The sequence below is a fragment of the Pigmentibacter ruber genome (genome assembly GCF_009792895.1).
GTDB lineage: Bacteria > Bdellovibrionota_B > Oligoflexia > Silvanigrellales > Silvanigrellaceae > Silvanigrella > Silvanigrella rubra.
In genome coordinates, this window is record NZ_WSSC01000001.1 from 1,539,559 (window position 1) to 1,561,943 (window position 22,385).

Below are 22,385 nucleotides of genomic sequence, written 5' to 3' on the forward strand. Positions count from 1 at the left end.
GAATGCAAATGGAAGGTGAATACAATAAGGATAAAAATGTGAATTACCCTAATACTATTTCTCCTGAATTAATAAAGAAACTTCAACTTGACCCAACCAGAATAAATATTCATCACACAAGGATTATGCAGGCTTTAAATAATGAAATTAAAACCACCATCCCTATTATGGGCGCTTGTACCACTAGCAACGGAGGCATTATCTCCTGGAAACAAATTACAAGAATATTATCATCCACCTTCCATCCTTCACGAAGAAAATTTCAAAGAAGCGCAATGGATTTTTGGCGTGAAAATCATTTAGTAACATGTATTCCTGCTGCAGGAGCCGCATCTCGTTTCTTTAGTGACTTGCAAAAATATATTATTATCTTAGATGACCTTATTCCCGAATTAAAAGATATTTTTAATAAATTCACAGTTAATAAAACAGGCTATCATTTACCTTATAATATTAGAAAAAAAATACATACCACTATTTTAAATATAAAAAATATTCCTGAAATTTCAGTTTTATTTGATTCTCTTGAAGAGCACATTGCAGAAGAAAGCAAAAAAAATTGCTATCAATTTTATTTTTTTCTCTTAGAACTTTTACAAACTGGATCAACTGAAAATCAGTATGGAGAAAAAAGTAATAAAAAAACAGCCAGAAAGAAAACCTCTTCACAACAAATAAATGAACAAATAATAAGAACACCATGGGACTATAATCAACCGTTGTTAAAACAAAAATTGGATGAAAAAAATAAGCAAGTCTTAAAGTATTCAGCACAAACTAACCATTGGATGGAGAGAATTGTCGTTCCTAATAATTCTATGAAAAAACAAACAGAAGAATTTAAAAACGAATTTATTCTTTTTAATTCGCATGAACAAAATATTTTAAAATCTTATAGTATATGCTCTACATTTGTGTATTTATATGGTGCTTTACCAAAAGCTCTTGTTCCTACAACAATTGAAGGAGACTCTTTTCTAACTTTAAAAATTGCTGAACAAATTAAATTGTTTCCTTGTTTAGGAAATGTTTTAGTTGTCCCAACAAATTTAAAAAAAGATTTTGAACAGGAAATATCAAAAAACTCAAGCTACTTACAAGAAAATATAAATGATATTTTTGCCTTAAAAGACTCACCATTTGCTCCTGTTTGGTTAAAACACAATGCAAATCAAAAAGGAGATTGGCTTGTTTTAGAACAAGGAAAATCCTTATCAACTATCAGATTTAAATTAGATGGAACTCCATATACAGACGAAGATGGGAATTATGTTCCTATTTCTGCAGGACATGGCGAATTAATACATTTATTTGATTCTATTGCGGACTCCTTTCCAAATGCTGAATGTTTACATATTCGAAACATAGATAACGTTATAGGCACATCAAAAGATAGAATAGAAGAACTCAATATTCCTGCTGAGGCATTTAAAATTATTCGTGATTGTATTGAGGTTCTTCGAGCAAAAATTGAAGATCATCTTTTTCATGACCAAAATAAGAAACAGTCTATTCAAAAGTTACATGATCAAGAAGTTCTAAAAGTTCTTAATTATTTATGTTCTTTTATTAATCAAGAATTAGCTCAAGATGGATTAAATTTATGTTTTAATAATGAAAAACAATTTATAGGCATCCCTTTCCAAACAATACATAAAATTGTTGGAAACCTGTTCCATTGGCAACCACTTTCAGAACACTTAGATCATTATTCAGCCTGGGAGAAAACACTTTCATGGTTGGAACAACCCATTTCTATATTTGGAGTTGTTCGCAAAGAAGTAGCAGATTTTGGTGGAGGACCTATTTTTGCCGAGCTTTCTGACGGCACAAAAATAAAATTATGTATTGAAATGCCGCATGTCGATGAAAAAGAAACAATGGAGTATTTTGGTCCACGTGGGAAGGCAACACATTTTAATCCAGTTCTTGCTTTTTTTGAATTACGAACAAATAAACGTTCCTTTGAAAAAGAACAATTGTTAGGAAAAAAGGTAAATTATTCTAAACTTTTTGACGACAGGTTTTGGCTTTTAACCAAAAGGGAATACAAAGGTGTTCCTGTGTGTTATCATGAAACAGTATTGCATGAATTAATTGGAAATTCTGCAACATCAAATTTGGTCTTCATAGAAGTTCCAAGAACTCTTTTTCGTCCGCATAAATCTTTTTTTGATTCTTTAGGAAATGATAGGCGAACTTATGGATTTGACGAAACTTTGGTCTCACTCGAAGCAAGAAATTTTTAGTATTGAAGAAAGTATTACTGAAAAAGGAAAAATTTTTTTTCAACAATTAGGAAAACAACTTGAAAAAGATATTCTATTTCTTAAAGCCCAAAAAGATCTAGAAAAAAATTTATTTTTTCACCAGCTAAAAGTATCATTTGGATCAATTGTATTAGATCCACAAAATAAAGAAGTAACAAAAGAATATATTTTTATTTATATCCCAGGTGATGCTGGTTTTTTAATTGAACCAAATCAAACCTATGAACAATTTTATTTATTCCGTGCTACAAAATTAATTCAACAGGTAGATTTAGGAAAATCAGATGGAAATTATTCGCCATTATTTATTTTAAAAAGTGGAGTTATTGAAGAATTTTTGCTTCTTGATGAAAACTATATTAGAGTAAATGAAAATAATAAAACATTATCATTAAAACAAACAAGTGAAATGCTTTTACTTTTAGCAGATTCAATGCAGTAATTACTTTAAATATTGCAATGAATATATTGATAACTGTTTATTTAACGCAGGATCTAAAATTATAAATTTCTCATTCTTTTTTAAATTAATAACATATGAATATAGATCATTTGCATCCTTTAAACTTGAGTTTTTTATTTTTAAATCAAGAAGATAAGATAATCCAATAGGAGTTGCAAAAGAACTGACTGCATCAGCCCCTATTGGTGGCATTGTACCGACATTAAAAGTGGAAAATTCTACGGCACCTAAAGCAAAATTAAAAGGTCTTTGTTTTTCTACAGCAATATTTATATATATATCTGTGCACTGTTCAGAATTTTCATTGCCATTTAATAAATATTTTTTAGATCTGTCACTAATAATTCCTTCTGGAGGAATATCTCTATTTAATGAATTTATATAACCTACCCTTATTCTATTCTTGAGTGGTTGGCAGTCAGAATAAAAATCAGAATTATTTTTATCAACATAACTACTTGAGGATAAATTTGCTTGAACAAGAATTACATTATTATTTTCAACTAGTTTTGTCAAAAATTGCTCAAAATATAATTTATTTACAGATCTTTTAAAACTGCTTTTTATTTTTATATTAGGACATAATTTATTAAAAATATTAAAATAGGAAGAATCTATTCCTTCAGAGAGGGATATAAAATTAATTCCATATTCAATTATTTTTTTATTTATATAATTAGATTGAAAGCTTAATAATATTTTTAATTTATCTAATTTATATTCATCTTTTAAATTATAATCACAAATAATTTCATTCCATTTTTTTTGTGAATCATAGTAAAGCAAAAACTGCGCTTGAGGATTATTATTTGCTAAAAAATTAAAAATGCTGACTGAATGCCCTCGTGAATTGGTTTGGAAAAGAATATTACTTAATTCTTGACCAAAAGAAGCTGAAAAAATTTCTTGATTTGGTTTTAAGGATTCACTTGGGATAAAAGAAAAATCAGAAGGATTTAAAATATTAGTTAATATATTATTTGCAGATGAATTAATTTCTAGAAATCTAATATCAGTTGTAATTTCACCATTTGCACCTTCCACTAAATTTTCTAATACTCGATTATAATATCTAGTATATGCAGCTAATGCCATTCCACTATCATCAATTACTAGTATTCTATAATTATTACTATTCGCATTTGGTAAAGCTTTTTTTGGATATACCAGTTCCTTTTTTGTACAAGTTTCTGTTCCTTTAGCACAAGAATATTGCCACTCTTCTATTGCATTTTTAACAAGTTGATTTATTTTTTCATAATTATTATTCAAATCAGGGGATTGAATATTGGCATATATAAGCATAAAATTTAAAAATGGAAAAATAAAAAATATGCCCTTAAATTTTACCTTTTTTACAAGTAAATAAATATACAACATTTTTACCCCTAAGTATCAGAAAAATATTTAGACATTATTGCAGTTGTTTTTTCTCTACCAAATTTTGACTTTAAAGAAAAAAACACACTTTGATCAAAAATATCTTTTAATTCTTTATTTTTTAAAGAGCCTTTAAAACCTATATTTGTTAAATAAAATCCTAAATTTTTTTCTAATTCTTCTGAATTTTGAATACTTATAAAAGAACTTACTAAATCATAAATATCCGCCTCTTCACCTTTATTTATTAATTTCTTTTCATCAAAATTTCTCGTAATTTTATTTATAGTATCAATTAATGGTTCTTGATTTCCAATTATTGCTAATTCTTTTAAAGCCTTGATGGCAAAGACCCTAGCATAAGCTTGATTATCTCCAGCTATTTTTATTGCATTTTCTTTATCTAATAAAATTTCTTGAATTATATTAACAATTTTTCTCTGATTACCAGAATAGTACATGGAGAAAAAACTATCTTTAAATTCTTTTTCAAAATTTATGTATGTATATTTATCTTTTAAATTTTTAATCATTTTTATAATTGCAATTTTTTCCTTTGAGAATTCATAACTAGAATTATTTATTTCTAATTCATTTGTATTATTTTTAATTTTACTATCTAAATTATCTCTCGAAAAAGACAATAAATTATCTCGATTTTGTATTAAATCTGTTTTATAGTTATGATTATTCTTTTTGTTTAAAGATAAATATAAAAAAATTAACAGAATAGATAAAATTATCAGAAAATATTTTTTTTTATTTTTCATTTTTAAATCCAAAAAATTAAACCAGTAATAAAAATTATTCTCTTACTGTAATTGAATTAAGCATACTCTTTAAATTATTTTGCCAAGCTAAATCACCAACTATAAGACCTTCAGCGAATAAGGTGTGTTCAATTGGTGTTTTTCCCGAAGTTAATATATTTAACACATCATCATTTGTAAATTCACGCTCAATTTTAAGAACACTAACTGGTTTACCATTGGCTTGTACCAATTTATCAGTCAATTGAACTTTTTCAGCTTCAACCATTTTACCATTGCTAAGTAAAATTGCATGTTTTTTGGTAACAGCAAGTCGTAAATTATTTTCTGTATAAATAACAATGAGTGGTTCTTTTTCTGGTCCGCTCGTGGTTTGAAATAAATCAAAAGTATTGGACTTAATTGTAGATAACTTAGTATCTTGATGAAGACTTAAAACTTTGTAGTGTTGTTTTTCTGAAATAATTTTTTCTATTTTTTCATAACCCATAAAGTTAATATCTTTTCCAACAGAAAATATTCTTGTATTTTTTTCAAAACATCCACATGAACACCATGCTCTTAGTATGTTGTTACGATCGCAAATTGGATAAGAATTATATGCGACTAAGGAATCATATTCTTCTTTATTTATGCATCCGCTTCTGAGACCATAGTCTCTTTCGCCTTGGCAAGTGGGAGCATCAGGAATATTGTCTACACAACGTCCATTTCTATCAGTAGGACCTATAATTCTATTTCCTGCATAAGATCTATTACTAATAGAAATTATTGATATTATAATACTAGTAAAAAGCAAAACACGTTTAAACAAGTTATTATACATATAAACCCCTTTTGTTTGGAAATGTAAGAGTTAATGTATATTCAAATTTTATTTTTGAAAAATTCTTAATACTTTTTTGAAAAGTTCTTAATTATGGCTTTAAATCAAAATATTGTTTCTTAATTTTAATATTGCGAAGTCAAAATAATGACATTGTGAAGACCTATACATAAATCTATCTATAACTTAATAGTGAGTAAATATTTAAATTATTTTGTATATGATTGGAAAAAGCGAAAATATAATTCTATTAGTCTCTAACTCTGTGTAATAGTACTTTAGATTGATCTGCATATCTTACACCAACATATATCGATATTAATACACAAAACATACCTAGAAATGTCGTTATGTGAAATGGTTCATTTAAAAATATTATTGCTAATATTGCCGAACTTATAGGAATAACCCCAGTCATTAATGCCGCTGTATTTGAGTCTATTTTAGCAATTCCTCTATTATAAAATGTATAAAAGAGAGCTCCACTAAACAAGCCAATAAAAAAACTTAATATCCATATTTTTGAATCTATTTGAAAGAAATTGATTTCCCTTGCAGAATAAATAGCAAAAGGTAAACAAAACAATCCATTTAATAAATTAATGAATAATCCTGAAACTATAGGACAGACTTTAATTTTAATCATTTTTGCAAATATTGTAAATAATGCTTCTGGTACCATTGCTAAAAATACTATAAAATTCCCTAAAATCATTTGCTCAGAAGTGTGCTCTAAAATTTTATCATTCGCTACTTGCCCTGGAATTCTAGTCAAATTTAATATCATAATTCCCAAAACAACTAAACAAACGCTCAAGACATGAATTCGTTTCAGAGGTTGTCGCAAAAATAGATATGAGAAAATAACAATTATTGTTGGAATAGAACTTCCAATAATACCAACTGAAGTTGCTGTTGTTTTATTCAGTCCATACATGTAAATAAAATTAAAAAACACACCACCAGAAAGTGCCATTAGTATATAAATAAACCAATCATAGCTATTAAACTTATTATCTTCTATGTAAAATTTAAATTTTTTCATAATAATTGCCATAAAAAGCAATATTAATACACCAAAAATATATCTTAATTCTAATAACAGCATTAAAGGTGCTTTTTCAATTAAAAATTTATTTAAAATGATATTTACACCAACAAAAGAATTCGCAATACCTATTTCAAAAACACCAATTAGGTAATTATTATTTTTTTTCACTCAGCATTTCCACCAATAAATTAGTATAAAAATTTACCAAATTCTTTTGCGGGATTTAATGTCTTATTTTTTTCAACAAATTCAAGAGCACTTGCAGCTTTCCAATATTCAGGTTTTTGTACTAAAAAATCTTTATATGCATTAACAGCCTTACAAGCTTCTTGTTCTTTTAAATCAGATAACATTTCTATAGCAAGATTTAATAAAGGAACTTCTAATTCAGAGTAATCATGTTTTTCAACAAATACTTTTTTAAAATCTATTTTTTTCTTTTTGAGAAACTGCCAAACTTCTTTTCTCACTTTACTAGTTTTTGCTAATGCCCAAAAAAAAGCTACTGGAGCAAAAGTGTGTTCGAATGGTTGAGCATCAATATGTCTAATTTCTAAAAAATCTCTTAGTCTTAAATGCGGAAATAAAGTTCCTAAATGGGTTTCCCAGCTATTTAAATCAGGATATTTGCCTTTGTAGCCATTTTCTAACCAGCTTTCAAAAGATAATTCATTAAACAAAGGTTGTTCTTGAATAGGCAGACCATCAATAAAAAAGACATTTGCTTTTTTAGCCCATTGCGCATAGGCACATTCAGCATTATCTGAAAACGGCATATTTTTTGGAATTCCTGAACGAGAGGGATCCATTTTCTCCCAAATTTCTTGTCTTTCAGAATAATATTGACTTTTCATCCCTTTAAAATATTGAGAATTTGCAAATAATTTTTGTGTAATAGGAACTAAAACTAAAATCAAATTAACAGCATCTTGCCAATTTTCATCACCAAAAATATCTAAATTAGCCTGAACAGTTGCACTATGTCGCATCATGTCTATGCCACGCACTTGAGGTGCGGATTCAAAATACCGAGTCATAATTTGATAACGCTCTTTAGGCAAGACCAAAGGATGATCATTCTTTGAAATTGGATTTGTTCCATGCGAAAGAAAAACAAGTTCACCTGCTGCTGCTTCTTCTATTATCTTCAAACCTTTTATAACATTTTCAATAACATCCGTTAATTTTTCAAATGGTGCGGAAGAGTATTCTATTTGCCCTCCTGGCTCTACACTAATATTGCCACCATGTTTGAGAAAAATATCTGTTATTAGAGATGAAGATTCATCATATTTTATTTTAATTGGCGTTGAAATTTCAGCAACTCTTTTTAAAAAAGACTGCACATCCAATTTTGCAGATTCTGTACCAATGGGAGCTAAAGTTTTCGCATCATATGCGTGCATTTCCATTTCTAAACCAATTTTTTCCATTCCCTCTCTCGTACCTTTAATTGGCTGAGTCCATACACGGGAACAAATATTTTTATCAACTAAAGATTTTTGAGATATCATTGTTGCAGCTCCAAAAAAACAATAAGGAGCCTCATCTTATTTTTTTTGGATTGCAGGATCAAGCTGGAGAGCAAAATCAGTAACGCCTTCAGAGCGAAGAGCATCCATAACTATAACAACAGAATTATAAACAGCTTCTTTATCAGCACTAATCATGGCAACGACTTTTGCTTTATTTTTTGTTGCATCTCTTGCAACAGTTTTTAATTCATCTACAGATGTTGATTTACCATCTAACATGAATTCACCAGACTTACCTATTGAAATATTAAAAGTCTTTTGATTTTCTAACTGCTCTGCAGTTGTTGCTTTTGGTAACTCCAGCTTCATTCCTTTATTTACAATAAAATGCGCAGTAACCATAAATATAACGAGAAGAACAAGGACAACATCAACGAAAGGTGTAATATTTATATCAACAATTGGATCTTCATCTCCTCCACCTGTTTTTCCTGCCATAATTAGTTACCTTTCTTTTTGTTACTATTGCTGTTACTTCCTGCTAAACCCAAATGTGTGATGACAATTCTAGATGTCGCATCTGTATTAGCCATTTTTTTCTTTATTGCTCTATTAAAAAAGTTGAAGGCAACAACAGCAGGTATAGCAACCAACAAACCTAATGCAGTAGCGACCAAAGCTTCTGAAATTGAAGCCATGATAACTTCTGGACCAGGATTTGCTGAAGTAGATAACGCATGAAAGGCTTCGATAATCCCGATAATTGTACCGAAAAGACCTAAAAATGGCGTATTGCTCCCTAAAGTACCAAGTACAACTAGTCCCTTTTCAAGTCTTGTTTTTGCAGCAATCATTGTTGCATTCATAGATTCTTCAGAAGCTTTTAAATTATCCAATCCTCTTTCCAAACCAACAGCAGCAACATTTGCTTCCAACATTTTTTGCCCTGAGCACCAAGCAGCAGTTTGTTCTAATGACTCATTTGAATTTAATCTTTGAGTAAGATTCTTAATAAATTCTGGAAAATCGCCACGCATTTTATGGAAAAATATTATTCTATCAATGATGATCGCAACATTAACAATACTGCATACAATCAATGTGTACATTACCCATTGAGGACCTGTTGCTAGGGAAAATTTGAGGAATTCTTGGGTAAGATTCATTTTCACACTCCATCATGCAAGAAAAAACTTGTAACTTTATTAAGTAGTAAATTCTAAATTTTCGTAAATACCATACAAAAGTTCTTTAGCTCTAGTTAATGCAGGTCGTGCGAGCGCTTCTTCCACATCTTTTACATATTCTTCTTTCCTTGCACCACATAAAACACTTGTTACCCCAGGTAGCCAAGCTAAAGTACTAATAACAAATTGTGACAAAGTGGCATCATCATAACCTGGCACATCTTCCAATTGCTCTTTTGCCAAACGTTCTAAATCAGCTGCTAACTTTGACCAGTTTTGCAAACCAATCTTCATACCTTCATCAAGCTGTTGTAACTCATCAGGTTTTACTTGTGGACGAGTTAAACGAATGAGCCCATCATTGAACATGGCATTAAATGGTCTGTTTATCATTGTACCAATATTATTTTTGAGTGCATAGGAAAGAGTTGTTTCGCCAATTTCATCTCTGTCATAAAATACGGGGGAAATTTCTAGCCAGTTAAGAGGAAACTGCACCACTTTAAAGTGATGTTGATCACTTATCGAAAGCGCAATTTCATGTACTTTTTTTAAAGAAACAGATGCATATTCTTCAGCTGGAGCACCTAAATTATTTGAACTAATACCATATGATTTTATTTTTCCTAAAGTAACTAATTTTTCCAATGCTAAAAAACTTTCGCGTAAACGGTTGAAAAATATTTCTCTTGCTTTTTCAACTTCAATTCCTTCTAACTCAAATTTTTTAAGCATATATTCTGGATTATGAAGAAGATATACATCAATCGTTGAAATATTCATTCTATTTAATGAGCGTTCAACTTGATCAAAAATAAACTCAGGATGAATGCAATGCCATATTTCATCACCAAACTTAATCATTTCTGGAAAGGGTTGAAGTTGTTGTTCTTTCGCTTTGGCTAGTTCAAGATTAGAACCTTGGACATAACCAACTTTAGAAACAATAACCATGTTTTCTCTTGTTATAATTTCTTCATTAATGAGTTTTCCTAACGTTTTTCCAATAAGAAGTTCAGCTTGCCCAAATCCATAATTTGAACTTGTATCAATTAAATTCATGCCCTTTCTGATGGCAAGTTCTAAAGCTTGGCCTGATTGCGGGAATCCTAAATGTTTTGCGTAACCAATTCTATAGCTACCAAATCCTACCGGAGAAACGCTTGGTCCGCCTGAATACAATGCTCTTCGACGCGTTTCAAATACTCTTCCCAGTGACTGATTGGAAGGTCTTGTTGTAGATGCTGTAGCAAATCCCTGAAGTACATTCATAAATAACCCTTAAAAATTAAATTAATTGCCTTGACTAATACCAAGCATAGGTGAAACTTTTGAAGCCTTCCAAGCTGGATATAAAGCACCTACGAACGATAAGATAAGAGAAGTAAAAAAGGCAAATACAATTAATGTGACATCGATGTGCACAGGTATCCGTTCTATATTATAAAACTTTTGAAAGTCACCTAGAGATAAACCTGAAAAAATCTTTAGTATCCCTAATCCAGTTACAACTCCTAATGTTGAACCTAATAGCCCTAAAATTACTCCTGACATGACAAAAGACGAAATAACTAAGGATTTTTTTGCACCTAACGCTCTTAATATTGCAATTTGTTTTGCTCTATTCATGACTGTTAAACCTAAGGTAACTACAATATTAAATCCAGCAACAAATGAAATAATTAAAACAATTAATTTTATTGCAGTACCATCTCTTTTTATTTGTTCAAAAAGACCTGCATGAATTTCTTGCCATGCTATAACATTATAAGGTAAATCAATATTTAATTTATTTGCTACAATAATTGCTTCATCAGGGTTTTTTAAATTTATTTCTATACCACTTGCCCAATTATCAACACCAAATAATTTTACTCCATCTTGATAATTCATTAAAACTTGTTTCTTATCAAATTCAGATAAACCAGAGTTCATTATTCCTGTCACAAATAATTTATTATAACGAATTCCGACTTTTTTATACTCAGATGTAAAAGACATTAAAGTTACAACACTTCCTATTTTAACTTCCAAAGAATCTGCCAGTCCTTTTCCTAAAATAACGTGCGGTAGTTGTTCTAACAGTTTACCTTCGCTTAATGTATTACGATCTTTATTTATCAATGGACTAGAAACGTTTAAAGTATTTAAAGCATTTTCAGGATATAAATATTTATTTAAATGAACTGCTGAAGCTGAATTTGTTCCTTCAATTGCTCTTATGTAAACAGTTGCTGTTTCTTTTCCACTACTTAGAATAGATTCGTGATAAACAAAACTGCTCATTTTTTCTACTTTTGCAGGAATAAATTCTTCTAATTCTTTAATCAATTTTGAAGGATTTGTTACTCCTGCTGGCGAATAAATTGTTACATTTGGATTTACTGAGGAAATAATATTTTTTAATTCATTTTGAAAACTATTCAAAACTGTAATAACTACTAAAAAAGCCGATAATCCAAAACATATTCCAACTATTGAAACTAAAGAAGTAAAACTTAATTTTTTAGAGTTTTTTTTGCATAAAAAATTAAGAGATAATCTAACTAAAAGATTCACTATAATTTACCTCATAACGAATTATTTTAAGATAAGATAAAATTGCAAGATCTTATCTTTATCAAGAGCTTTATCATAAACAGAGAAATCTCAAAGCGTTTCCGCAAATTAAACTTTTTTCAATTCTTTGACCTTGACAAAAACACAAAAAGACCAAGGTTACAGTTAAGTGAAAGCAACTAGAAATTGCTTTCTAACTCTAATATTTTAGAACTCCAATCTTAACAAGGGAGTAAACGTATGGCTTATCAATTCACACATCGAGCCCAATCTGCCATAAATGACGCACATACCGTTGCTAAACAAAATGGCAATCCTGAATTAACTCCAGCCCATATTTTAAATGCAGTTTTTAATGAAAATGAAGAAATTGTGAAAATGCTTTGTCAAAATCTTGGATTAAAAGTAACCCAAATTTCATCAGAATTAAAAAAAATTGTTGATACACTCCCAAAAGTATCTGGTGGAAGTGAGCCAACAAGCGGTCCATTTTTATCCTCGTACCTTGAATCGGCTGATAAAATCAAAAAAGAAATGCAAGATGAATATATCTCGATAGAGCATTTTGTCATAGCTGCTCCAACTAGTAAGCAACCAACTGTAGCAAGCTTATTTAACCGTTATAATCTTGATACCAATACTCTCCAAAAATCCATTTTAGCGATAAGAGGCAACAATAAAGTGACTGACCAATCTCCAGAAAATAAATTAGGTGTTCTTGAAAAATACGCTCGAGATCTTACAAAGTTAGCTGAAGAAAACAAACTCGACCCAGTTATTGGGAGGGACAGCGAAGTAAGAAGAGTCATTCAAATTTTGTCTAGAAGAACCAAAAACAACCCTATTTTAATAGGTGAACCTGGGGTTGGAAAAACAGCAATTGCAGAAGGTCTTGCGCAACGAATTATACGTGGAGATGTACCTGAAACATTGAAGAACAGAAAGCTTTTAAGTCTTGATATTGCAGGCATGGTTGCAGGAGCAAAATTTAGAGGTGAGTTTGAAGAAAGATTGAAAGCTGTTCTTAAAGCTGTTCAAGATGCTTCTGGGAAAATTATTCTATTTATTGATGAAATTCATACTATGGTCAAAGCTGGTGGAGGCGAAGGATCAATGGATGCAGGAAATATGTTAAAGCCTGCATTAGCTAGAGGTGAATTGCGTTGTATTGGCGCAACTACTTTAGAAGAGTATAGAATTATTGAGAAAGATACTGCTTTAGAACGCCGCTTTCAGCCTGTTATTGTAAATCCACCAAGTGTTGAAGATACCATCACAATTTTACGTGGCCTCAAAGAAAGATACGAAATTCATCATGGCATTCGAATTAAGGATAATGCATTAATTGCTGCTGCTACCTTATCAGATCGCTACATAACAGATAGATTTCTTCCCGATAAAGCAATTGATTTAATTGATGAAGCGTCTAGTAGATTAAAAATTCAATTAGATAGTGTTCCTGAAAAAATAGACACTATAGAAAGAAAAATTGCCCAATATAAAATAGAATTAGTGGCCTTATCTAAAGAAACAGATTATCAAGCAATTGGTAGAAAAACTGACATTGAAAACCAGCTACGCGAGCTCGAAAACGAAGCAAAATTAATGCGCAATAAATGGCAGCTTGCTAAGGGCAGCGTTAATGAAATCAATAAATTAAAGAAAGATTTAGAACAAGCCAGAGTTAAAATGGAAGATTATGAGCGTCGTGCAGATTATGCGCGTGCTAGTGAAATTAAATTTGGTGAAATGCCTAAGCTACAAGAACGTTTACGCACATTAACACAATCGTCTTCACATTCTCCAAATGAAGAAAAGCATGATGAAAATTCTGTTTTCTTAAAAGAGGAAGTCGATGCTGAAGATATTGCAACAGTTGTGTCTACTTGGACAGGAATCCCTGTCAATAAATTATTTGCAGCTGAAAGACAAAGGCTATTAAAATTAGAAAACGAGCTTAGAGAAAGCGTTGTAGGACAAGATCATGCTCTCAAAGCGGTTGCGAATGCTATCCGTCTGACTCGAAGTGGATTAAAGGATCCAAACAAGCCAATGGGTTCATTTCTATTTTTAGGACCAACAGGTGTAGGAAAAACAGAAACAGCCAAAGCCCTAGCGAAAAGTTTATTTGATACAGAAAAATCTATGATTCGAATTGATATGTCTGAATACATGGAACAGCATTCAGTTTCTCGATTAATTGGAGCCCCTCCTGGTTACGTTGGTTTTGAAGATGGAGGGCAATTGACTGAAGCTGTGCGGAGAAAACCATATACAGTTGTTCTTTTTGATGAAATTGAAAAAGCACATCCAAAAGTTCTCAATGTACTTTTGCAAATGTTAGATGATGGTAGATTAACTGATGGTCAAGGAAGAACAATTAATTTTCAAAATTGTATCGTTATTATGACAAGTAACATTGGAGCTCACCGTATATTGGAAGCTCCAGAAGATTCACGCAACAGTGAACAATTAAAGAAACTTGTTATGGATGAAGTACTCACCCATATGCGCCCAGAGTTATTAAATAGAATAGATGAAACAGTTATTTTTAATGCTTTAAGAGAGGACGTAATAGAAAAAATTGTTAGTATTCAAGTTGCAAAATTAGCGCAAAGATTAATGCAACAACAACACATGATTCTTGAAGTAAGTCCTGAAGTCATTTCTTCTATTGCAACAGAGGGTTGGGATGTAAATTTTGGAGCGCGTCCTTTAAAAAGAGCTTTACAAGATTTAGTTGAAGTTCCATTATCAATGGAGTTACTCGAAGGTAAATTTAATGAAGGGGATACCATTCTTGTAAAAGAAGATTCTAAAAAAAGTATATCTTTTACTAAAAAATAATTTATATTATCAAAATCTTTTTCATGTATTAAAATGCCCTAGCAATTTTTAGCTAGGGTTTTATTTTTTCTCAAAATTAACTTCTATTTTTATTATACAAAAAAGAATAAATGTTTTTTCGATTTATTTACTAATGTAACAAATAAAATTTATTTTTATTTTTAAGATTTTGTTTGTATTCTATTTTTTTTGCCCATATAATGTCAAAAACAATATTAGAGGTGAGACATGCAAAAAAATAAAGTTACTTTGTATTCTTTGTCTGCTATTATAATTTTATTCGCATATAGTTGTGGTAAAAAAGACCAAAAAAAAGAAGAGTCCTCAACTGAATACACTTATCCTGGGCTAGTAGTTTTAAAGGAAGAAAATAATAAACAACATTACTTAAAAGAATATGAAAATTATAAGCCCCTATATTTAGAAAAAAACTCAATTGATAAAAGTAAATTAGCTAGCAATTTAATAAATGAATTGAGTGGTTTAAGTTTTACTAGCAATTATATCTTGGTTGCTAAATCCAATAATGGTCCAAAATTTTATGTTTACAATGAAAAACCTAGCAATGAAATTCTAAATAAACACTTAGAAGTTCTCAAAAATGAGAAAGATCTACAAAATAAAAATATGCGAAATGTAAAAACTTCATTAACTAATGCTACAGTTAATGTTACTTTAGTTAGAAAAAATATCCAATGCCCAATGCTTATGTTTTTTGATGAGGAAGAAATTCGAGATTACTGTATAAATAATGCTTTTTTAGAATTAAATTATAAGGTAGATTTATCTGGTTCAAAATTTACAATGAAAGAGGATCCTAAAACTGGGCAATTAATAAAGACAGAAAATGCAAAATACTTAATGTTTTCTGTATCCCCTGATGAGGAAGGCGGTACTGGTTGGCATCTCGCAGATGACATAAATCAAGGCTTTAATAGAAATGAGTTTTTAAGAAGCAAAAGAGATTTTGTTGGCCCTTATGCAAATAAATATAGCTTTTGGGTTAATGAATTAACTTCAACAAATGATGTAAAATTAGCGAAAACTTTTCCACAAAATACCAATCCAGGCACAACAATTACGCAAAGTCATGGCACAACAATTGGGCTATCAGGAAATATTTTAGGTGGGATTATGAATCATAATCCTAATGCAAATGTTTCTTTAGGAGCTTCAATTCAAATATCAAATTTGCGAAATGTTTCATATAATACCTATGAATATACTATAGAAAATGTTAGCTACAATAATAAAGCAAAATGGATGTGGGATTCAAAAGTAAATGATAAAATTTGCGACTATCTAACCAGAAAAGATTTTAATACTTGCCATTTTACAGAAGCAGCATGGCAAAAAAGTTGGTCAGCAAATAAAGGTAAATTTTCTGCAATCAGTCACAAATCATTTACCCCTTCATTTCAAGCAGTATTTAAAACTAGTAAGCAAAATCAAGGGCAATCCATTTTTGAATTAGGAACCAATGTCGAAACAGGTGTTATACTTGGAAGAAAATTGAGCCTTGCTTTATTTCACTACATAAATATAAAGACAAATAATTATATAACACCTAGTGTTACAGAACAAATTTCAGTTGACTGGAGTTCCCCTTATTTTGCTTCAGAACTAAATTTTCGCTTGCAAAACACAAAAGAACTTTATTCTAGTAAATGTTTAATTGTTGATAGTAATAAAAATATTGTGCAAGCTGATTGTAATAATTCCCGTGCCCAAGTTTGGGGTTATGATAATGATGAAAAACAATTTAAAACAAGATTATTTAATGAAAATTGCCTTAATTTAGATCAAACAGGTTACTTAACAGTAAACACATGTAATATTAATTACAATCAAAAATGGGTTTTAAATGAGTTAGGACATATACACCTAAGCAATGATAAAACAAAAGTACTTGGGACAGATTCCTCACATAGAGTAAAAATTGTTGATATTAATTCTGAAAGAAAATTACACTTAGAAGCTTATAGTGCTGTTTTATAATTTTCTTCATCTCTAAAGAATAATTTTGACTTAAATATTTGCTGATTTAATATGTGAAAGGTATCAAAAATTTTTAAATGAGTCTTTTGTTTATTTTTTTGGAAAATAGTTCTAATTTCAAAGTTATCAATCAAAATACTGTCACATTGATTTAAGCTTAAATAAGCTAATATATTGCTAAATACTCTATTAACATGTGCATTTATTCCAGATTGCTTAGTACAAATTATAACTTCATTAATCATTTCAAGTAAATTTTCATTCCAGAAATATGGCACTCCATTAGCAGTAAGTTGATCTTGAAAAATATTCTTTTCAATACTTTTATCGTTTGAAATTATAGCAATTTTTTTTAAAGAGCTTTTTTTTAATATATTTATACTTTCACTAACCGAAAAATAAAAATCAAAATTTGAATTTTTAAAAAAAATTTCCTTAAAAAAGTACAATTCACTACAAGGCACGATTAAGTTAAAAACATTTATTGCTTGAAAATTTTTTATACATTTTGTAACTTCATTTTTTAATTCATTTTCATTCATCTTAAAATATTCGTCCGAAATTGAATATAAAAAAACATTAACCTTTTCTTTTAATCCTTCCTTATTTCTTTTTTTATTATAAAAATCAAAAAAATTTTCTAAATATTGTAATGTAAAATTAGAACTTGATAAAGATATTATTCCAAAAACTAAACTTTCAACCATAAAATCTCCTAATGCAAATACCAGCGAAAAGAAATAGGTAAAATTTGAATTTGAAAAATATTTGATCCAATATTTCCACCCACCATTTCAACAGCATAAGTATATACAAAATTGATTGATGGTGAGTAAGCTAAATTTTTATTTAAATATGTCGCATAAAGTAAACTAAATAAAAAATTTACCCCATTTTTTTTTGAAGTTGTAGTTGTATAACCATTAACAGTTCCTTGATTAAGATAGTAGTAGTAAGATAGTCTAAATAAAATTTCTACAGAATTGTTCTCACTTAAACTTGGAAATAAATACAAATAAGGTCCTAGCAATAAATTATTTTCAACTGTTTCATTTAACTTATTATTATTTCCTAGTGTTTTTTGACTATAATTAATACTTGAATACAAACCAAGTTCGGCATTAGAATATTCTTTACCAATATACAATCCACCTTCTGTTGATGAATTAAATGGATTTATAAGAATATGTGGACGAAAATTAAATTGTTTAGTTTTAATGCATAGTTCAAGGCCAGGTCTAGCCGTTAAAACTTGATTGTTTATTCCAGACTGATTAGAATCATCAGAATTAATTATTTTATAGTCATATAAAAAAGCATCTGTTTGGACAAAATTACAAGTTTCTGGCTTTTCATTTGCTTCTGAGAATGCATTACTAATAAAGATTATAAAAAAAACTAAAAACATAAATTTGAACATAATTTGCCTATAAATATTATTTTACTCTCCAAAAAAAACTTAAATGTAGATTTTTTTAATTGTCTCATATATGAGTATATAAAAGCAATCCCATTTGCATTGGGATTTCTCAATAAAATTAGAAGCTAATTCCATAATGAAGGAGTCCATTTCAATGGCAACTATCCGAACTATTAAATCTCAAAATAAGAAATTTTCTTTTTCCTTTGAAGAAATTGTTTCGGATTATCGACTTGCTGTTAGAAGCAGATTTGCTAGTTTATTAGGCAGAAAAGAAGTGCTTACAGGGAAAGCAAGTTTTGGAATATTTGGAGATGGTATAGAACTCCCACAAATTGCTGCAAGCAAAGCCTTCGCAAATGGAGATTTCAGAACAGGTTATTATAGAGATCAGACATTTGAAATGGCTTTAGGAAATGTTTCTGTCACTCAATTTTTTTCTCAACTCTATGCAGATCCTGATATTAATAATGATCCTCATTCCGGCGGAAGACAAATGAATTCTCACTTTGGAATTCGCTTACTTGATGAAAATGGCTTCTTTAAAAATCAACTTGAAAATAAAAATTCAATTTCTGATATTTCTCCAACTGCTGGACAAATGAGCCGAATGCTTGGCTTAGCTTATGCTTCAAAACTCTACCGCAATGAAAAAAGTTTACATTCCGAAGGACATCACTATTCAAACCAAGGTAACGAAATTGTTTTTGGAACGATTGGCGATGCTTCTACATCAGAAGGAATCTTTTTTGAAACAATGAATGCTGCAGGTGTTCTGCAAGTTCCATTGTTAATGTCTGTTTGGGATAATGGATATGGTATTTCTGTCCCAAGGCAATTACAAACAGTAAATAATTCAATTTCTCAAGCTCTTTCGGGTTTTCAAAATGATCAAGACAATAAAGGCATATCCATTTATCAAGTGGAAGCTTGGAACTATATTGCTCTTTGTGAAACATATCGCATGGCAGCAGATAGTGTTAGAAAAAATCATAAACCAGCTTTAGTTCACGTGATAGAAGTTACACAACCTCAAGGACATTCCACTAGTGGAAGTCATGAAAGATATAAATCTAAAGAAAGACTAGACTGGGAAAAAGATTATTGCTGTATTAAAAAATTTAGAGAATGGATTATAGCCAAAAATATTTCAACTGAAAACGAATTAAACTTAATAGATGAAGAAGAAAAAATTTATGTAGAAAAATGTCGTTCTGAAGCTTGGGATCTTTTAATAAATCCTATTAAAAAAGAAGTTAACACTGCTCTCCACTATTTAAAACTTGTTTTGAATAATACACAGAGCTCAGAAGTAATAAAACAATGCATTTATAATTTAGAAAATGCTGTTTCTTTAAACAGAAGAGTTATTCACTCAAATTTATTTAAAACTATTATTAATATACGCAATGAAGAATCATCAGAAAAAAATCAACTATTACAATTTTTTAATGATTTTTCCAGAAAATATAATTATATTTATGAAAGCAAACTATATAGTGATTCAAAACAATCACCATTAAATGTTAAAAAAATTGATCCTACCTATTCTCCTCAAGGAGAAACCGTTGACGGCAGAGTAGTCTTGCAAAAATGTTTTGAACAACAGTTTTTAAACAATCCTAAATTTTTTGTCCTAGGAGAAGATGTTGGTAAATTAGGTGATGTTAACTTAGTTTTTGAAGGACTAAATGCAAAATTTGGTGATTTAAGAGTTACAGACACAGGGATTCGTGAAGCCACTATTTTAGGACAAGGAATAGGCGCTGCAATTAGGGGTTTAAGACCTTTAGTTGATATCCAATATCTTGATTATTTTTTATATTGTCTACAAACTGCTTCCGACGATTTGTCTACCCTACTCTACCGAACTGCTGGGGGACAAAAAGCTCCCGTGATCATTCGCACAAAAGGGCATAGACTGGAAGGTATTTGGCATACAGGTTCGCCAATGGGAACCATTTTAAATTCAATTAGAGGAATGTATTTATGCGTCCCAAGAAATATGACACAAGCAGCTGGCATGTACAATACTTTATTTCAATCAGATAATCCTGCTCTGGTCATTGAAGTTCTCAATGCATATCGTTTGAAAGAAAAAATTCCAGATAATATTGGAACCTTTACTGTTCCTTTAGGCCATCCAGAAATTTTGAAAAATGGTGAGCACTTGACTATTGTTACCTATGGTGCATGTTGCAAACTTGCTTTAGAAGCAGCTGCAGAATTAGAAAAAATGAATATTTCAGCAGAAATTATTGATATACAAACATTATTACCTTTTGATTTAACAAATACTATTAGTCAGTCAATTAAGAAAACAAATGCTGTATTATTTTTAGATGAAGATGTCCCAGGTGGAGCGTCTGCATATATGATGCAACAGTCTATTGAAAGAGACAAAGCATTTCATTATTTAGATTGCATGCCAAGAACTTTATCCGCAAAAGAAAATAGAGGCGCTTATGGGCGTGATGGTGACTTTTATTGTAAGCCACAAACTGAACATATTATTGAAATTTGTTATCAAATTATGCAGGAAAGATCTCCTAAAAAATTCCATGATTTTTATAATCAAGAAGTAAGGCGTCAAGGTGCCATATCAGGTGAAAATTCCCTAAATTTAACACATAATTCTACACTTGAAAATTTTTAATCTATAAAAATTTAAATATGTAAGCTAAAAATCATAATTTCTAGTTATGGAACTCTGCTTAAGTTTACATTATTTCTTTTAAAAGTTAAGTGTAATTTTGCTATTTTTTAAAAAGCTAAAAGTTTTTAAAATTTATAATAAAAAAATATTATAAGACAATATTTAAATGAAAAAAATAGTACTAGCTAAAATTATTTCAGCATTATTTTTATTAATAAGTAACACAGCATATAGTAACAGAAATTTAATTTATCATAAAAATATGGAGCCCAACATAAATTTAGTTTCTAAAAACAGCGAAAATGGTAAAAACGGCAAAAATGGTGAAAATGGTGAAAATGGCGGAAATGGCGGAAATGGTGGATAATAAATTTATTTAGGGACTTAGCACTAAGATATTCTGAATATGTTTCTATCCCCCATTTGAAGTTGTCACTTTTTAAAATGGATAATTGAAAATACTTTAATAATAGTCTCAATAATTGGAAAAAGTATAATTATTTTAATAAAAATATTCCTAAATCTCTACTATGGTATAAAAACAAGAGCAAATTATTACAAAAAATAAAATAAGCGTATAAAAAAATAGATAAAAAGATCTAGCAAATTTTTTATGTGAGTAACTTTTTTTTAAAGTCAATTCATCTTTCTTTTTTCTTCAAAGAAAATAATTTTTGATTTTTTATTTGACAATATATTTTATTTATACCCAAAATAAGAATCAAGCAATAAAAAAAACCGAGAGGCCAAATAATGTAGCCAATTATAATTACTAAACTAAAAGCTATACCCCCTAAATCACTATTATTCATATTATTGAATAAAAAACCAGAGAAAATTATTGCGAAAAATAAAATTGGTATATAAATACTTAATTTAAAAATTGATAAAAAAGAAATAACAAATTTTTTAATATGAGTTACTTTCTTTACTTTTAAAGTCAATTCATCCTTCTTTTCTACTTCAAGAAAAATCAATTCTTTTTGCTTGTTTATTTCAGAAAATATTCTTTTTTTATAGCCAAAATAAGAATCTAGCAACCAAAAAAACAGCGGTAAGAATACAATTAATAATTTGTAATATAATGCATTTTCAGATATATCTCTTGATAATTCAATATATAATAAAATAATTTTAATAGAAAAAATTACTGCAATAAGTTTTATAAAAAAAGTATTTGTAGCAATTAGTTTCATTATTTTAAGTGTTTTTCTAATCATTTTTAATAACCTATAATTTGTTAGACAATAGTTAAGAAGTACTATCAACGCAAAATACTTTCCACATTTTTTAGAAAAATATACGGAAAATATAAAATAATTTTAATAATATTTTATGATTTTTCAAAAATTACTTCTCATACAACAAGGGTATTTTTTCTTCTTTAATATGAATAGGGTATTTTGTTTGTAATAAATTTTTGTAATCTTCTTCAGTTGTCACTTTACCCAAAAACATATTAAATGCTAACAAGTCATTGGGA

General features: G+C 29.4%; 18 protein-coding genes and 1 pseudogene. 6 read left to right on the top strand and 13 right to left on the bottom strand.

From position 1 onward, the window contains the following. The first annotated feature begins 2 nt into the window (after nt 1–2). Complete coding sequence (locus tag GOY08_RS06365) at nt 3–2,249, top strand: DUF4301 family protein (protein WP_158998022.1); 2,247 nt, start codon at nt 3–5, stop codon at nt 2,247–2,249. Beyond that, the gene (locus GOY08_RS06370) at nt 2,203–2,712 is read left to right on the top strand and encodes a hypothetical protein (RefSeq protein WP_158998023.1); all 510 of its coding nucleotides are present in this window, start codon (nt 2,203–2,205) and stop codon (nt 2,710–2,712) included. Before GOY08_RS06365 ends, GOY08_RS06370 begins: the two co-directional genes overlap by 47 nt. Here the strand turns inward: GOY08_RS06370 and GOY08_RS06375 are convergent, their stop codons facing one another. From GOY08_RS06375 to GOY08_RS06415, 10 genes and pseudogenes are all read right to left on the bottom strand, one after another. Further along, nucleotides 2,713–4,113: a hypothetical protein gene (locus tag GOY08_RS06375; RefSeq protein WP_158998024.1), complete on the bottom strand. Its 1,401-nt coding sequence runs from the start codon at nt 4,111–4,113 to the stop codon at nt 2,713–2,715. Between the two features lie 8 nt (nt 4,114–4,121). Then, nucleotides 4,122–4,883 (bottom strand): hypothetical protein, encoded by a 762-nt coding sequence (locus GOY08_RS06380; protein WP_158998025.1) that lies wholly within the window; start codon nt 4,881–4,883, stop codon nt 4,122–4,124. A 34-nt stretch (nt 4,884–4,917) separates the two neighbouring features. Continuing rightward, a complete protein-coding gene (locus GOY08_RS06385; RefSeq protein ID WP_158998026.1) occupies nt 4,918–5,709 on the bottom strand; it encodes a Hint domain-containing protein in 792 nt (263 codons plus the stop codon). Between the two features lie 250 nt (nt 5,710–5,959). Next, nucleotides 5,960–6,928: a DMT family transporter gene (locus GOY08_RS06390; RefSeq protein WP_158998027.1), complete on the bottom strand. Its 969-nt coding sequence runs from the start codon at nt 6,926–6,928 to the stop codon at nt 5,960–5,962. 20 nt (nt 6,929–6,948) lie between these two features. Continuing rightward, entirely contained in the window at nt 6,949–8,274 is a 1,326-nt protein-coding gene (locus GOY08_RS06395) for a glutamate-cysteine ligase family protein (protein ID WP_158998028.1), read from the bottom strand. A gap of 36 nt (nt 8,275–8,310) precedes the next feature. After that, the gene (locus tag GOY08_RS06400) at nt 8,311–8,637 is read right to left on the bottom strand and encodes an ExbD/TolR family protein (RefSeq protein ID WP_407947659.1); all 327 of its coding nucleotides are present in this window, start codon (nt 8,635–8,637) and stop codon (nt 8,311–8,313) included. Beyond that, nucleotides 8,619–8,733, bottom strand: a pseudogene (locus tag GOY08_RS15730) (biopolymer transporter ExbD); the annotation flags it as partial. The gene GOY08_RS06400 and the pseudogene GOY08_RS15730, both read right to left, overlap by 19 nt. 2 nt (nt 8,734–8,735) lie before the next feature. Then, entirely contained in the window at nt 8,736–9,401 is a 666-nt protein-coding gene (locus tag GOY08_RS06405; protein ID WP_158998030.1) for a MotA/TolQ/ExbB proton channel family protein, read from the bottom strand. A gap of 39 nt (nt 9,402–9,440) precedes the next feature. Then, nucleotides 9,441–10,694 carry an aldo/keto reductase gene (locus GOY08_RS06410; protein ID WP_158998031.1) on the bottom strand — a complete coding sequence of 418 codons (1,254 nt, stop codon included), beginning with the start codon at nt 10,692–10,694 and terminating at the stop codon, nt 9,441–9,443. Between the two features lie 21 nt (nt 10,695–10,715). Beyond that, a complete protein-coding gene (locus GOY08_RS06415) occupies nt 10,716–11,981 on the bottom strand; it encodes an FtsX-like permease family protein (protein WP_158998032.1) in 1,266 nt (421 codons plus the stop codon). 240 nt (nt 11,982–12,221) lie between these two features. Here GOY08_RS06415 and clpB point away from each other — a divergent pair, with 240 nt between their 5' ends. Both clpB and GOY08_RS06425 read left to right on the top strand, forming a co-directional pair. After that, on the top strand, nt 12,222–14,828 hold the full coding sequence (gene clpB / locus GOY08_RS06420) for an ATP-dependent chaperone ClpB (protein WP_158998033.1): 2,607 nt from the start codon (nt 12,222–12,224) through the stop codon (nt 14,826–14,828). Nucleotides 14,829–15,056: 228 nt separating this feature from the next. Then, on the top strand, nt 15,057–16,826 hold the full coding sequence (locus GOY08_RS06425; RefSeq protein ID WP_158998034.1) for a leukocidin family pore-forming toxin: 1,770 nt from the start codon (nt 15,057–15,059) through the stop codon (nt 16,824–16,826). Here the strand turns inward: GOY08_RS06425 and GOY08_RS06430 are convergent. Together GOY08_RS06430 and GOY08_RS06435 are read right to left on the bottom strand one after the other, a co-directional pair. After that, nucleotides 16,808–17,533, bottom strand: coding sequence for a hypothetical protein (locus GOY08_RS06430; RefSeq protein ID WP_158998035.1), 726 nt, complete (start codon nt 17,531–17,533; stop codon nt 16,808–16,810). The two genes, GOY08_RS06425 and GOY08_RS06430, sit on opposite strands and share 19 nt — an antisense overlap. Nucleotides 17,534–17,541: 8 nt before the next feature. Beyond that, nucleotides 17,542–18,246: a hypothetical protein gene (locus tag GOY08_RS06435; RefSeq protein WP_158998036.1), complete on the bottom strand. Its 705-nt coding sequence runs from the start codon at nt 18,244–18,246 to the stop codon at nt 17,542–17,544. Nucleotides 18,247–18,400: 154 nt separating this feature from the next. On the opposite strand from GOY08_RS06435, the gene GOY08_RS06440 reads away from it, so the two are divergent. Beyond that, nucleotides 18,401–20,902 carry an alpha-ketoacid dehydrogenase subunit alpha/beta gene (locus GOY08_RS06440; protein ID WP_158998037.1) on the top strand — a complete coding sequence of 834 codons (2,502 nt, stop codon included), beginning with the start codon at nt 18,401–18,403 and terminating at the stop codon, nt 20,900–20,902. 166 nt (nt 20,903–21,068) lie between these two features. Next, nucleotides 21,069–21,269 carry a hypothetical protein gene (locus GOY08_RS06445; protein WP_158998038.1) on the top strand — a complete coding sequence of 67 codons (201 nt, stop codon included), beginning with the start codon at nt 21,069–21,071 and terminating at the stop codon, nt 21,267–21,269. Between the two features lie 274 nt (nt 21,270–21,543). Here GOY08_RS06445 and GOY08_RS06450 read toward each other — a convergent pair whose 3' ends face one another. Beyond that, the gene (locus GOY08_RS06450) at nt 21,544–22,122 is read right to left on the bottom strand and encodes a hypothetical protein (RefSeq protein ID WP_158998039.1); all 579 of its coding nucleotides are present in this window, start codon (nt 22,120–22,122) and stop codon (nt 21,544–21,546) included. Nucleotides 22,123–22,385: the final 263 nt, after the last annotated feature.